This window comes from Stenotrophomonas sp. STEN063, from assembly GCF_056854515.1.
In genome coordinates this window covers 1-13,824 of record NZ_JBXFWF010000092.1, presented here as the reverse complement: position 1 = coordinate 13,824, position 13,824 = coordinate 1, and the positions used below count along the sequence as shown (strand labels likewise).

Sequence of the window (13,824 nt, the reverse complement as noted above, 5' to 3'; positions counted from 1 at the left end):
CATGAACTACGATCAGTCGCTGGAAATCGCCATGGCCATCGTCCGCAAGCAGGGCGGAAGGCCATACCTGTAGTGCCGATTCATGCTCGGCAGAGGCATTTCCGGCTAATCCTAACCCGTATTGCCGAGCCATGCTCGGCAGAGGCATTCCCGATAAGGCACCTGCCGAGCATGGCTCGGCACTACCCCCGCAAGACCGATCAATGCTCGAGGTGCTCCGGCAACTCATGCCCGCAGCGATTGCAGTACTTCGCCTTGAACTCGTGTCCCTCATGCCCGCACACCGTGCAGCCACGGTTGTCGCGGCGGCTTTCGCGCAGCATGTTGCCAGCCAGCTCGGCGGTGTAGATGCCGGTCGGCACGGCCAGGATGCTGTAGCCGATCAGGATCAGTACCGAGGTGATGAAGCGGCCCAGCGTGGTGTGCGGGACGATGTCGCCAAAACCCACCGTGGCCATGGTCACCACCGCCCAGTACATGCTGGCGGGGATGTTGCTGAAGCCGTACTGCGGGCCTTCGATCACATACATCAAGGCGCCGGCGATGATGGCGATGGTCACCACCATCGACAGGAACAGCAGGATCTTGCGGCGGCTGCGCCATAGCGCGGCCATCAGCACGCCGCTCTCCTCGATGTAGCGGGTCAGCTTGAGGATGCGGAATACCCGCAGCAGGCGCAGCACCCGCACCACCAGCAGGCTCTGTGCGCCGGGGATGAAGAAGGAGATATAGGAAGGCAGGATCGCCAGCAGGTCGATGATGCCCCAGATGCTGAACGCGTAGCGTAGCGGCCGCCGTACCACCAGCAGGCGCAGCAGGTACTCGGCGGTGAACAGCAGGGTGAAACCCCACTCGACCACATAGAACCAGCTGGCCCAGGCAGTGTGGATGTGCTGCACGCTGTCGAACATCACCACCAGCACGCTGGCGAGGATGGCCCAGACCAGCAGCAGGTCGAAGCGGCGCGAGGGCGGGGTGTCGGTGCGGTGGATGATGTCGAACCAGCGGCGGCGCCAACCGCTGTCGCTGGCCGGGTTCAGTTGGGGGGCTGAGAACAGTCGCATGCGCCCATTGTGCCGCAGGCCCGCGGAATGGAGGACAATGGACCGTTCACACCCACTGATCTGGAACGCCATGACCGCTGTCGTCGAGCCGTTGTTGTCCCTGTCCAATTACTACCTGCCGGTCTACCGCCCGCGCCAGCTGGTGCTGGAGCGAGGCCAGGGCGCGCGACTGTGGGATACCCAGGGCCGCGAGTTCATCGACCTGGCCGCCGGCATCGCGGTATGCAGCCTGGGCCACAACAACCCGGACCTGAAGGCCGCCCTGTTCGAGCAGGCCGACAAGCTGTGGCACACCAGCAACATGTTCTACAGCGAGCCGCCGCTGCACCTGGCGCAGGAGCTGGTGGAGGCCTCGCGCTTTGCCAAGCGCGTGTTCCTGTGCAATTCCGGCGCTGAAGCCAATGAAGTGGCGATCAAGCTGGTACGCAAGTGGGCCAGTGCGCAGGGCCGTGGCCCGGAGAAGCGTTTCATCGTGACCTTCCGTGGCAGCTTCCATGGCCGCACCCTGGCCACGGTCACCGCTACCGCCCAGCCCAAGTACCAGGAAGGCTACGAGCCGCTGCCCGGTGGCTTCCGTTACGTGGACTTCAACGACGTCGCCCAGCTTGAACAAGCGATGGCCGCTGGCGATGTTGCCGCGGTGATGTTCGAGCCGGTGCAGGGCGAGGGCGGGGTGATGCCGGCCAGTGCCGAGTTCATGCGCCGTGCCCGCGAGCTGTGCGACCAGCATGACGCGTTGATGGTGCTGGATGAAATCCAGGTCGGCATGGGCCGTACCGGTGAGCTGTTCGCGCATTGGAACTGGGGCGTGACCCCGGACATCGTCACCCTGGCCAAGGCGCTGGGCGGCGGCTTCCCGATCGGCGCGATGCTGGCCGGCCCCAAGGTCGCCGACATCATGGGCGTTGGCGCGCACGGCAGCACCTTCGGCGGCAACCCGCTGGCGGCGGCGGTTGCCCGTGTGGCGCTGCGCAAGCTGTCGTCCGATGAGATCAAGGCCAATGTCGTGCGCCAGTCGGCCGCGTTGAAGGCCGGTCTGGAAGCGATCGGCGAAGAGTTCGGCGTGTTCGAGCAGGTGCGCGGCATGGGCCTGATGCTGGGCGCGGTGCTCAAGCCTGATTACGTCGCCGATATCGGCGTGCTGCTGGATCTGGCGGCAGAAAAGCAGGTGCTGATCCTGCAGGCCGGCACCAGCGTGCTGCGCTTCGTGCCGGCGCTGAACATCACCGATGAAGAAGTGGCCGAAGGCCTGAAGCGCGTGCGTGAGGCGATTGCCGCTTACATCGCCTCACGCAGCTGAAACAAGCGATAGCACTGGCGAGTACAGTGCTACGGAGAATTGATGCCCTCGACGTGCACCGCTTGCAGCGGTCACTCGGGGGCATCGCTTATCTGCGGTATCGGCCAGCGCAAGGGTCGGGACGCTGGCATTTACAGCAGCCACAGCCGCAATGGCAGCAACTGCCATGCAACCAGCAGTCCAACACCGGGTAGTGTCGTCAGCAGGCATGCTGTCAGCAGGCGCGTATTGCGGTCGGCGCGTCGCCATCCATGCAGCCCCATTGCGGTGCCTGCCAGCAGCGCCAACGGCAACAGCAAGCTCACGCTGGCCAACGTGATGCTCGCCACCGTCCGGTCACCCAGCTCCAGCAGGGATTGGCGATAGAGCAAGGCTATTGGCAGCAGCAAGGCTGCACCGGCCAATGCGGGCAGAAAAACCGGGCTCCGCCAGCGCAGCTTTCCGCGGATCGCCAACACAACCCCGGCCAGCATCGTGGTGACAACGCCGATCATGGCGATGGACAGCAGCAGCCCCGGCACGATGATGCGCCAGGCAGGAACCCGTACATGGTTGCGCAGCCCATCGCTCAGGACAGGTTGACCATCTTCACCAATCAACAGTACATGTGAGGGCAGGACCCGACCGTCCGCCCGGTACAGTTGATTGCCAAGCGGCTGCAGCAGCTGTGCATCTCTGGACAACGAGCGTAGGCGGAGTTTGTCTCCAAGTGTGTCCACGCGAATGAATTCCGTCAGCGCCTGCAGCGGTGCGATCGCAGGCATTGCCTGCGGTGAGCGGACGTACAGGCCAGCCCACTCTGACAGCGAGGGGCTAGTGGGCGAAGCAACCTGCGGCGGCGCAACTGGCGCAACTGGCGCAAGTGGCGGCAGTGCAAGTGCTTCGACAAGTCGTTGATTGAGCCTTTCGTTGTCGGCGTCCTCGTTGTCGGTGTTGGTGGCAACGAAGAACGCACTGCGCTGCTGCGGAAACACGCACAGCATCGCCCAGAAACCGACGGTGTTGCCGGGATGACAGCCGCCCACCTGGCCGTGCCGGTCGCGTCCGACGAGCACGAGTCCATGGCCGAGCGACAGGCCCGCGCGCATGGCCTCGGTTCCGGCTGGTGCGGTCACTGCGTTCATCAGGTCCGTTGCGATGAAGGGCTGTCCAGCGTTGCTGCCGTCGCCAAGCAGGAAGCTGGCGAACAGCGCCATGTCGTCGGCGGTGGTGGTCAGTTGCGCGCCAGGGCGTAGAAACGTCGGTACGGCAGGTGCGGGGCGCGCCTGTTCAAAGTGGCCCATCGCAAGATGCGGGTCTGCATGCGTGCCGGTCTGCGTGGTGTAGGTGAAGGTGCTGTCTCGCATCCCCAGCGCGCTTAGCACTTCCCGGTCCATCCAGGTTTCGTAGCGTTCACCGCTGATGGCCTCGATCACCTGCCCCAGCACGGTGTATCCAAGGTTGGAGTAGCTGAAGCGGCTGCCAGGCTGGCTGAGTACGCGTAGCGGCGCACGCTCCGTTCCGGATGCGGTGGCCAGGGGCACGTCAGCCGTCGCGCGAAGACTGAAGAACTGGCCCAGTTTTAGGTTCTCCAGGCCAGCTGTATGCGCAAGCAGGTGGCGCACACGTACCGGGTGCGTGGTTTCCCAGTGATTATCGAAGCGGATTGCAGGAACCACCGCTGTCACCGGTGTCTCCAATGAAAGGCGGCCTTGACTGACCAGGCGCAGCACGCCGATGGCAAGCACCGCTTTGGCAACCGAGCCTACGTGCACGCGAGTGGAGCCCTGCATGGGCATGCGACTGGCCGCATCGCGCACGCCTGCGGCATCGCTGACCGTACTGCCATCTGCCGCGACGGTGGCCCAGACCGCGCCTTGCAGTCCTTCCTCATCAAGGATCTGCTGCATGTCGGCATACAGTTGGCTTCTGTCATTGGATGCAGCAAAAGGTGTCGCCAAGAGGGATGCGCATAGCAGAAGAATCTGCACAAGGGTCTTCATGGCGTAGCTGGTGCTGGCAGGAGCGGGAACGCGACCGAGGTCAGTCCTTCGTCGTGGCGTATGTCCAGCGCAATGCCGTGCTGCTCGCAAAGCCGGTGCACGATAGAAAGGCCCAGTCCGAAGCCAGTGCTGTTCGCTCCCTTGCTGAAGGCATCCAATGCCTGGTCGCTGATGCCATCGCCGGGGTTGGTGATGCGAAGCTGTTCGGCCTCAGTGGCGATGCGTATCGTGCCGGCCGCTGTATGCGCGAAAGCATTGCCGATCAGGTTGGCGAGCAATACCTGCAACACTGCCAGTGGCAGCGTGCTGTTTGCGGAAAACGGGACGTCGATATCCAGCTCGATCTGCTTGTCGTCCAGCAGTGGCGATTGCTCGACAACCACGCGCTCGATCACCGGTAGCAACCGGTTCGGGCAGCCAGCGGCAGGCAGCGCCTGTTCGCGGGCCAAGGCCAGCAGCATGCTGATGGTTTGTTCCAGCTGCAGCGTGGACTGGCGAATCTGTGAAAGCCCCTGCTGTGCCGCAGGCGACAGCGACGGATTACGGGCAAGGCGCTCGGTGGTTCCGCGAATGACGGCTAACGGTGTGCGCAGCTCATGGCTGGCATCGCGGGTGAACTCGCGCTCGCGGATGACGAAGGCGCGGATGCGGATGATCAAGGCCTCCAGCCCACGTGCCAGCACGCCGACTTCGTCGTCGGCAAAGCGCTGCGCATGCACGGCAGGCAGGTGATCGGGCCCGGCGTTGTCGACGAGCTGCGCAAGCCGCGATAAAGGCGCGGTGGTGCGACGTGCCAGCCATGCGCCGAGCAGCAGGGCCAGCGCAATCACCGCCACGCCAGACCAGACCAGCAGCTGGAACAAACCCGCGCGCTGTGGCCGAACAACCAGCAACTGGCTCACTTCGGCCAGCAGCCAGGCCGGTTCGGCAGCGGCATCAGACTGCAGGCGCTGCAGATGGTAGTGGCGGCCGGCGCTGCCGGAGAATTCACGCCGACGCGGTTCGCGTGCAAGGGTGCTGGCGATGCTGTCGGGCAGGTCTGTCGCAGACTCGATCACCTGCATCCATGATTCGCGTGGTGCCTTCCATGCGCCGGTCTGCGCGTGATGCTGCAGCTGCTCGCTGGCTTCGCGTTCCAGCAGTCCGTTGAAGAACATGTCCTCAACTGCATAGGCGAACACGGCCACGTACAGCCCAAATAGTGTGGCGACCACCAGCGTGAAGCCGGCGAAGGCCAGCATCAGCCGGTTGCGCAGACGCTTGCGTGGCGTCGTGGATGGATTCGTCACGCCATGCCCTCATCGGACTTAAGACGGAAGCCGACGCCATGCACGGTCTTCAGCATTGGCGTGGCAAAGGGTTTGTCCAGGGTTTGCCGCAACAGATAGAGGTGCGTGCGCAACGGGTCAGAGTCGGGTGGCATATCGCCCCAGAGGCGCTGCACCAGCTCGCTGCGGGTCAGCGTGCGCGGCCATGCTTCGGCCAGCGCCAGCAGGATGTCGAAACTGGTCTGGTGCAGCTCGATGCGTTGTCCCAGGCGCTGCACCTCGTGGCTGCGGCGATCTATCCGCAGGCTGCCTATGCACAACACGTGCGGCTGGCCGGCGCGATGGCGTTGTGACAAGGTCAGGCAGCGGGCCACCAGTTCCTCGCCAGCGAAGGGCTTGACCAGGTAATCGTCGGCGCCACTGCGGAAGCCAAGCAGGCGGTCGTCCAGTGCGTCGCGTGCGGTCAGCATCAGGATCGGGACATGCCGGTCGGACTCGGCGCGCAGACGCTGGCAGACCTGCAGTCCATCAAGGCCGGGCAGGCCCAGATCGAGCACCAGCACGTCAGGTGGGTCGACCAATGCCATTTGCAGGCCGCTGCGGCCGTCTGCTGCGAAGCTGGCGTGGAATCCGTGTGCGGACAGCAACGCCTGCAGGTTGTCGCGTAGCAGGCGGTTGTCCTCGATCACCAGGATGCGCAGGGCGGGCAGGGGCATGGTTCAACCGTCGATCTGTCGTAGGAGGGCTTGAGCCTGTTCCAGCTGCGGATTGCCTGCCAGTGCCTGGAGTACCAGGGCGCGTGCCTGCGCCGGTCGCTTGAGCGTGAGGTGGGCCTGGGCAGCGGCGAGTTTCAGTTGTGCCTCCTGCATGTGTGGCAAGGCCAGTTCCATGACCTGCAAGGCCTGCTCCAGGGCGGCATCGTTGGCTGCGGCCTGTGCCTGGTAGTAGCCGAGGATGCCGATCAGCTCTACGTGATGGCGGGAGACATCGGCCGCCAGTGAGGCATGTGCGCCTTGCACGTCGCCGCTGAGCAGGCGTTCCACCAAGGCCATGCTGGCTTCATCGCGCCACGGTGTGCGTGCGACTGGCGTGCGACCTGTCGCGCGCACGATGGCTTCTGCCACGGCGGTGGTGGAGTAGGGGTTCTGGCCGGTGATCAAGCGGCCATCGACCACCAGCTTCGGCATCATCAAGGGGGCTTCTTGCCACTGCGCGCCACGCTGGCGCAGTGCATCCTCGAGCAGCCAGGGGAATTGCGGCACCCACTTCTTGCCGAATATCGCTTCCTCTTCATTGCTGAAGCCGGTGAGCTGGCGACCCGAGACAAGCAGGCTGCCATCGGCCAGGCGTACCTCGGCCAAGGCGGCTGGACCGTGGCAGACCGCGGCGACGATGCCGCCGTTGTCCCAGACCTTGCCCAACAGCTGCTGCAATGCCTGGTCGCGGGGCAGGTCGAACATCGCACCCTTGCCGCCGACCACATACACAGCGGCGTAGTCGGAGGCCTTCACCGCGGAAGTGGCCTTGGTGTCGGCCAATTGCCGCATCGCCTGTGCATCGGCCAGCAAGGCGGCGTTGAAGGGCTCGTTCGGGTTGTATTTGTCGGCCTCCACTGCGCCGCCCTTGGGGCTGGCGACCTCCACCTGTAGGCCATTGGCCTTGAACACCAACCAGGCCTGCGACAGTTCATCGAACTCGTAGCCAGGGTGCTGCTTGCCGGCATCCTTGCCTTCGCCGCTGACCACGATCAGTACCTTGTCCGTTGCCGCCGATGCCTGCTGCGGCAATGCTGGCGCTAGCAACAGGACAGTTAGCAATAATCGTGAGGGCAGGTTCATCGGTGGCTCCAGTGGCTTGGGAGGCCAGTGTCGCCAACGGATATCAAATGAATCTCAATCGCTGCGAGCGCCAGGTCAACGCAGCAGGTGATTGCGCTTGAGCAGGCGGCGCAGCGACTGCGCGTGAAACGCAGTATCGGCATGCAGCCCGGCTTCGCGCGCACCCTGCACATTGCGGAACAGGTGGTCGATGAACAGGCTACGCTCAGGCGCACAGCCAAGCGCCGCACAGGCTGCCAGATACGCCGCGGGGTCCGGCTTGCGTACTCCCAGCGCTGCGCTGCACAGCACACGACGGCCGGCTAGCAACTGCTCGATCACTGGTCGCGTCAGCAGGCCATTGTTGGTCAGTACCGCAACCTGCACATCGGAATGAACACGCTCCAGCACCGCCATGCAATCGCTGCGCAGCGTGGTCGCAGCGAGTCGTGCGGCATGCCAGTGTGGCGTACCCAATGCGCTGCCAAGGCGTTGATTCAGTGCCTGCAGCAACTGCTCACCATCCAGCTCACCACGGGCATGGGCGAACTCCAGCCCGTCCGCGCGCAAAGCCGCGTCCACCTGCTCGGGTTTGCAGTCGGCAGCATCGGCAAGCTGGCGCAGATGGATACGGTGGTCGTAATCGGCGAGCAGGCCATCGAAATCCAGCAATAGTGCATGTGGTCGTTGCATCGATGGCGAGGTAGGAACGGGGTTGCAGTATCGCTGGCATGGCATCGATGTGCAGCCTGCGACATCGCGTCACAGGTGAAATCAGACACATTTGCCTAGAATCATGACACTTTGGTTGTCATAGCGTGGAGTTCATCGTGAAGCGTTCCAGCCTGCTGTTGTTGGCCCTTGCCGGCCTGTTGCCTGCCGCGCCCGCGCTGGCCCGTACCTGTGCGGTCACCATCGAAAGCAACGACCGCATGCAGTTCTCCGTGCCGCAGATCCGGGTTGCCGCCGATTGCACCCAGGTGGACCTGACCCTGAAGCACACCGGCAGGATGCCGGCCACCGCGATGGGGCATAACTGGGTGCTGACGCGCACGCCGGATTTCCAGCAGGTGGCCACGGCCGGTATGCGTTCGACGCTGGCAGACAGTTATCTGCCGAAGAATGATGCGCGGGTGATCGCGTTCACGCCGGTGATCGGTGGCGGGCAGACCACGCAGGTGCGCTTTGCGACCAGCAAGTTGACGCGTGGTGGTGACTACACCTTCTTCTGTTCGTTCCCGGGGCACTGGGGAATGATGAAGGGCAAGCTGGTTTTTGGGTGAGCTGATGCATGGCTTGAGTTCGAGAAGCCTCGAAGCAGGAGCCGCCCTTACCCTAACCCCTCTCCCGTGAACGGGAGAGGGGCTTTACTTCGATCATTCGCACTGCAGGTTGATCAACCTGCTGCAACCACCTTGAACGCCTCACGCGCTGCAACCAGCGTGGCTTCAATCACCGCATCATCATGCGCGCTGGACAGGAAGCCGGCCTCATAGGCTGATGGGGCGAGGAACACGCCGCGCTCCAGCATGGCGTGGAAGAAAACGTTGAAGGCCTTGATGTCACAGGCGGTGGCCTGTGCGTAGGTCTCGACCTTCTCGCTGGTGAAGAACAGGCCGAACATGCCGCCGACGCGATTGGTGGTCACCGCCACGCCGGCATCGCGCGCTGCTGCTTCCAGGCCATCGCAGAGTTTGTTGGTTGCCGCCGTCAGGCGCTCGTGGAAGCCCGGCGCCTGCACCAGCTGCAGCATCGCCAGGCCGGCGGCCATCGCCACCGGATTACCGCTCAGCGTGCCGGCCTGGTAGATCGGGCCGGCCGGGGCGATCTGCGACATCAGCTCGCGGCGGCCGCCATAGGCGCCTACCGGCATGCCGCCGCCGATGATTTTGCCGAAGGTGCTGAGGTCCGGGGTGATGCCGTAGTACGCCTGCGCGCCGCCGAGGGCAACACGGAAGCCGGTCATCACTTCGTCGAAGATCAGCAGCGCACCATGCTGCGTGCACAGCGCGCGCAGGTGCTGCAGGTAGCCCTCGCGCGGCGGGATGCAGTTGGCGTTGCCGACTACCGGCTCGATGATCAGGCCGGCGATGTCGGCGCCCTGCTGCTCGAACAGCGCGGTAGCCGCTTCGAAATCGTTGTAGGGCAGGGTGAGGGTGAGTTCGCTCAAGCCGGCCGGGACGCCCGGCGAGGTCGGCACGCCCAGGGTCAGCATGCCGCTGCCGGCCTTGACCAGGAAGGAGTCGCCGTGGCCGTGGTAGCAGCCCTCGAACTTGACGATCTTGTTGCGACCGGTGGCGCCGCGCGCCAGGCGGATCGCCGACAGCGTCGCCTCGGTACCGGAGTTGACCATGCGCACCATCTCGCAGGACGGCACCAACTGGGTGATGGTCTCTGCCATGGCGACTTCGGCCGCACACGGCGCGCCGAACGACAGTCCATTGCCGATCGCCTGCTGCACGGCCTCGCGCACGGCCAGGTGGTTGTGGCCGACGATCATCGGGCCCCAGGAGCCGACGTAATCGATGTAGGCGTTGCCATCCACGTCATGCAGGTAGGCGCCATCGGCGCGCTGCACGAAGAAGGGTTCGCCGCCGACCGACTTGAACGCACGCACCGGTGAATTGACGCCACCCGGCAGCAAGGTCTGCGCGCGGGTGAACAGGGCGTGGGATTGGGCGTGGTTCATTGTGAAACTCCTGGACAAGGCAGTGATTCAAAGCCCCTCTCCTTTCGGGAGAGGGGTTGGGGAGAGGGTAAGGCGCGCCTCGTACCGCCTGGCTTCGCCCTTACCCTCATCCGCCCCTTCGGGGCACCTTCTCCCGGAGGGAGAAGGAACCTGTCATTTGTGCTGGAAACAGCCCCGATAAGCCTCAAGCGCCGCCACCGGATCGGCCTCGCTGAACACGCCGCTGATCACCGCGATCAGGTCCGCGCCAGCGTCCACCACAGGCCGGCTATTGTCCGGGGTCAAACCACCAATCGCTACCCGTGGCACCCCAAGTGCGGCGCTTTGTCGCAGCAGCTCCGGGTTGGCACGGCGGGTGGTGACTTTGCTACGGGTCGGATAGAAGGCGCCAAACGCCACGTAGCTGGCGCCAGCTGCCACCGCGCGCTGGGCCAGTGCCAGCTCGTCATAGCAGGACGCGCCGATGATGGCCTGCGGGCCAAGCAGGGCACGGGCGGCGGCGATGTCGCCGTCGTCTTCACCCAGGTGCACGCCGGCGGCGCCGACCTGAAGTGCGAGGGCGGCATCGTCATTGATGATCAGCGGAACCCCGGCTTCGGCGCACAGTGCCTGCAGGGCAGTGGCCTGGGCCAGGCGGGTGGGCGCATCGACCGCCTTGTTGCGGTATTGCAGCCAGGTGGTGCCGGCCAGCAGCGGACGGACCCGCTGGAGCAGGCGCGCGCTGTCGGTTTCGTCGGGGGTGATCAGGTAGACGCCATGGGCGTCGGCAAGCTGTGTCATGTATGGCTACCGGTACGGCGTGGGGAATGTGACAATCAACGCCGCTTCTCTGTCCGGTGATTATCCCCGATGTCCGACGCTACGGCCTCCAACCTGCGCAACTGGATGTGTGTCGTCTGTGGCTTCATCTACAGCGAGGCCGATGGCTTGCCGGAAGAAGGCATCGCCCCGGGCACACGCTGGGAAGACGTGCCCGACACCTGGACCTGCCCGGACTGCGGCGTGACCAAGGATGACTTCGAGATGGTCGAGCTGGATTGAGCCGCAGCGCGTTGCTTGTACGATTTGTGGGAGCGGCGTAAGCCGCGAAGCCACTACCGCATCCGAAGCCGGTTGTAGGAGCGGCGTCAGCCGCGAAGCCATTGCGGTATCCGAAGTCGGCCAAGCACATTCACCTACCGAAGGATCGTCTTGGTTTCGTGCGCAAAGTCGCTCCTGCAGAAGTGCCGCGTTGATCAATGGCTGCGGATGCGTGCACTGGCTTCGCGGCAGACGCCGCTCCCACAAAAGCCTGGCAAGGCAGGTGCTATGCCGGGCTCAATGCAGCCTCGGTTTTTCGCCACCCAGTTCCACCAGACGCTCGCGGATGCCGATGGCATCGGCGGCTTCCGGCGCCATCTTCAGGTAGCGCGCCAGATCGGCGCGGGCACCGGCCAGATGCTCCAGCTGCATGTAGGCCAAGCCGCGATCGCGTACGGCATCGGCCTGCTCGGGGGCCAGCTTGAGGATGCGGTCGGCGCTGCGTGCGGCGCGGTCCCATTCGCCGCGTTCGGCATAGACACCGTGCAGGTTGCGCAGCATGCGCATCAGGATGGCGCGGTGTGGGGCCGGATCCAGGATCTGCGCCAGCACGTTGTCGTCGGGGGTTTCGCCGCCCAGGTTGCTGCGCGCGCGCTCGCGGAGCTCGTCCACGCCCAGTGGTCGCCCACCATTGAACGGGTCCATGATCAGCACCCCGTCTTCCACCGGTAGCCGCACCAGGAAATGGCCGGGGAAGGAAATGCCCTCCAGCGGCAGGCCAAGCCGGCGCGAGACTTCGATCTGTACCAGGGCCAGCGAAATCGGGTTGCCCAAGCGGCGCTCGAACACCTCGTTGAGGTAGCTGTTGCGCGGGTCGTAGTACTCGTCGTTGTCGCCGCTGTAGCCCACTTCGTTGAAGAGGTGGTTGTTGATGGCGGCAACCTTGAGCGGCCATTCGCCGATGGCGTCCACTTCCACCCGCAGGTGATCGGCGTGGGCCTGCAGCACGCGGTCATAGGCGGCCGGGTCCAGCTGTGGGTATTCGTCGCGGGCGATCAGCAGGGCAGTCGACAGCAGCGGCAGTGCCTCATCGGGCAAGCCGGCCAGTTCTTCCCACTGCGGCAGGGTAATGCGTGTTTCAGACATGCCCCCAAGACTGGCGGCAAAGCGGCGCCGGTTCAAGGGCGCCGCTGTTCAATTTGTGTGTATCAGTCAGTTGCCGGTGGCGATGCCTGGGCCGAAGGTCAGCTCGGCACCGTCTTCCAGCTTGAGCTTGGCGGCCTGGCCGGCGTTGAGCTCAAGCACGTACAGGGCCGGGTTGAAGCTGGGGTAGGGCGGGCACATGTCGCCGGCCGAGCACGGCGGCACATCACGCTGCTGGCCGACCAGGCGGCGCTGGCTGTCGAAGTAGAGGATGTCCAGCGGGATTTTGGTGTTCTTCATCCAGTAGGCCTGCGGTTCCTCACGGTCATGGACGAACAGCATGCCGTGGTCGGCATCCATCTGGTCGCGGAACATCAGGCCGCGGGCGCGGGTTTCGTCGTTCTGCGCCAGTTCCACGTTGTAGCGGGTACCGGCCAGTTCCACCCAATGCTTGCTGTCGGCGCTGGCGCAGCCGGCCAAGGCGAGCAGGGACAGGGCAAGGAGGGTACGCAGGAATGATTTGGGCATGGGTTGGGACCGGCTGGGAAAGAGAACCATCGGATCGGCTGGGGAAGTCAAAAGCTTCCCCTCATCCGCCCGTTGGGCACCTTCTCCCGTGAACGGGAGAAGGGAAGAGCAACAAGCCAACGCTGGAGCAACAGCCAAAGCCAAAGCAACAGCCAAAGCAACAGCCAAAGCAACAGCAACAGCAACAGCAACAGCAACAGCTTTGCTGGCTTGGCTTACAGCACCTGCGGCGGCTCGCCGCCGATGATGACTACGTCAGCCGGGCGGCGGGCGAACAAACCTACGGTAACGACGCCGGGAATCTGGTTGAGCTGCTGTTCCAGCTTCACCGGGTCGGTGATCGCCAGGTTATGCACGTCCAGAATCAGATTCCCGTTGTCGGTGACCACGCCGTCGCGCCATACCGGCTGGCCGCCAGTCAGGGCCAAGATCTCGCGGGCGACCAGGCTGCGCGCCATCGGGATCACTTCCACCGGCAGCGGAAACTTGCCCAGTACCTTGACCTGCTTGCTCGGGTCGACGATGCAGACGAACTGCTTGCTGGCCTCGGCGATGATCTTCTCGCGGGTCAGTGCGGCGCCGCCGCCCTTGATCAGGTTCTTGTTGCCGTCGCACTCGTCGGCGCCGTCCACGTACAGCGACAGGCCGCCGGTATGGTTCAGGTCCAGTACCTCGATGCCGTGGCCCTTGAGCAGGGCGGTGCTCTGGTCGGAGCTGGAGACCGCGCCTTCGATCTGGTCCTTGATGCGGGCCAGGGCTTCGATGAAGTAGGCGACGGTGGAGCCGGTGCCGACACCGACAATCATTCCCTTCTGGACGTATTCGATGGCTTTTTCGGCGGCCAGGCGCTTGGCTTCGGACATGGTGGGCTCGATCAGTTGGAAAACGGGTTTTTGTAGGAGCGGCGTGAGCCGCGAAGCCGGGAATCTGAAACGGTATCGGCTTCGCGGGGTGAGCAGCGCACCCAAATCGGGTTTTTTTTTTGTTGTTTTTAGCAGCCATCGCACCAATAC

At 64.3% G+C, this 13,824-nt stretch carries 14 protein-coding genes; 3 read left to right on the top strand and 11 right to left on the bottom strand.

Annotated features, from left to right (window positions below; translation table 11 throughout):
• Nucleotides 1-200: 200 nt before the first annotated feature.
• A complete protein-coding gene (locus AC1VWL_RS18060; RefSeq protein ID WP_296250305.1) occupies nucleotides 201-1,064 on the bottom strand; it encodes an ion transporter in 864 nt (287 codons plus the stop codon).
• Between the two features lie 70 nt (nucleotides 1,065-1,134).
• Here AC1VWL_RS18060 and AC1VWL_RS18055 point away from each other — a divergent pair, with 70 nt between their 5' ends.
• Nucleotides 1,135-2,364, top strand: a complete 1,230-nt coding sequence (locus AC1VWL_RS18055) for an acetylornithine transaminase (protein ID WP_482987601.1) — start codon at nucleotides 1,135-1,137, stop codon at nucleotides 2,362-2,364.
• Nucleotides 2,365-2,495: 131 nt separating this feature from the next.
• On the opposite strand, the gene AC1VWL_RS18050 is transcribed toward AC1VWL_RS18055, so the two are convergent.
• The 5 genes from AC1VWL_RS18050 to AC1VWL_RS18030 all read right to left on the bottom strand — a co-directional run bounded on the left by AC1VWL_RS18050 (nucleotide 2,496) and on the right by AC1VWL_RS18030 (nucleotide 8,124).
• Complete coding sequence (locus tag AC1VWL_RS18050; protein ID WP_482987600.1) at nucleotides 2,496-4,253, bottom strand: serine hydrolase domain-containing protein; 1,758 nt, start codon at nucleotides 4,251-4,253, stop codon at nucleotides 2,496-2,498.
• An 89-nt stretch (nucleotides 4,254-4,342) separates the two neighbouring features.
• Complete coding sequence (locus tag AC1VWL_RS18045) at nucleotides 4,343-5,635, bottom strand: sensor histidine kinase (protein WP_482987599.1); 1,293 nt, start codon at nucleotides 5,633-5,635, stop codon at nucleotides 4,343-4,345.
• Nucleotides 5,632-6,330 carry a response regulator transcription factor gene (locus tag AC1VWL_RS18040; protein ID WP_482987598.1) on the bottom strand — a complete coding sequence of 233 codons (699 nt, stop codon included), beginning with the start codon at nucleotides 6,328-6,330 and terminating at the stop codon, nucleotides 5,632-5,634. Before AC1VWL_RS18040 ends, AC1VWL_RS18045 begins: the two co-directional genes overlap by 4 nt.
• A 3-nt stretch (nucleotides 6,331-6,333) precedes the next feature.
• Complete coding sequence (locus AC1VWL_RS18035) at nucleotides 6,334-7,452, bottom strand: type 1 glutamine amidotransferase domain-containing protein (RefSeq protein ID WP_482987597.1); 1,119 nt, start codon at nucleotides 7,450-7,452, stop codon at nucleotides 6,334-6,336.
• A 75-nt stretch (nucleotides 7,453-7,527) separates the two neighbouring features.
• A complete protein-coding gene (locus tag AC1VWL_RS18030) occupies nucleotides 7,528-8,124 on the bottom strand; it encodes an HAD-IA family hydrolase (RefSeq protein ID WP_482987596.1) in 597 nt (198 codons plus the stop codon).
• Nucleotides 8,125-8,261: 137 nt separating this feature from the next.
• On the opposite strand from AC1VWL_RS18030, the gene azu reads away from it, so the two are divergent.
• Complete coding sequence (gene azu, locus AC1VWL_RS18025) at nucleotides 8,262-8,714, top strand: azurin (RefSeq protein WP_282271671.1); 453 nt, start codon at nucleotides 8,262-8,264, stop codon at nucleotides 8,712-8,714.
• 113 nt (nucleotides 8,715-8,827) lie between these two features.
• On the opposite strand, the gene hemL is transcribed toward azu, so the two are convergent.
• Nucleotides 8,828-10,120, bottom strand: coding sequence for a glutamate-1-semialdehyde 2,1-aminomutase (gene hemL, locus AC1VWL_RS18020; protein WP_482987595.1), 1,293 nt, complete (start codon nucleotides 10,118-10,120; stop codon nucleotides 8,828-8,830).
• 153 nt (nucleotides 10,121-10,273) lie between these two features.
• Nucleotides 10,274-10,900 (bottom strand): thiamine phosphate synthase, encoded by a 627-nt coding sequence (gene thiE / locus AC1VWL_RS18015; protein WP_482987594.1) that lies wholly within the window; start codon nucleotides 10,898-10,900, stop codon nucleotides 10,274-10,276.
• A gap of 69 nt (nucleotides 10,901-10,969) precedes the next feature.
• Here thiE and AC1VWL_RS18010 point away from each other — a divergent pair, with 69 nt between their 5' ends.
• Nucleotides 10,970-11,161, top strand: coding sequence for a rubredoxin (locus AC1VWL_RS18010; protein ID WP_282271680.1), 192 nt, complete (start codon nucleotides 10,970-10,972; stop codon nucleotides 11,159-11,161).
• Between the two features lie 276 nt (nucleotides 11,162-11,437).
• Here the strand turns inward: AC1VWL_RS18010 and AC1VWL_RS18005 are convergent, their stop codons facing one another.
• The 3 genes from AC1VWL_RS18005 to rpiA form a co-directional block, all read right to left on the bottom strand.
• Nucleotides 11,438-12,286 (bottom strand): SirB1 family protein, encoded by an 849-nt coding sequence (locus AC1VWL_RS18005; protein WP_482987593.1) that lies wholly within the window; start codon nucleotides 12,284-12,286, stop codon nucleotides 11,438-11,440.
• A gap of 66 nt (nucleotides 12,287-12,352) precedes the next feature.
• Entirely contained in the window at nucleotides 12,353-12,811 is a 459-nt protein-coding gene (locus AC1VWL_RS18000) for a DUF192 domain-containing protein (RefSeq protein WP_482987592.1), read from the bottom strand.
• 215 nt (nucleotides 12,812-13,026) lie between these two features.
• Complete coding sequence (rpiA, locus tag AC1VWL_RS17995; RefSeq protein ID WP_057629081.1) at nucleotides 13,027-13,674, bottom strand: ribose-5-phosphate isomerase RpiA; 648 nt, start codon at nucleotides 13,672-13,674, stop codon at nucleotides 13,027-13,029.
• Nucleotides 13,675-13,824: the final 150 nt, after the last annotated feature.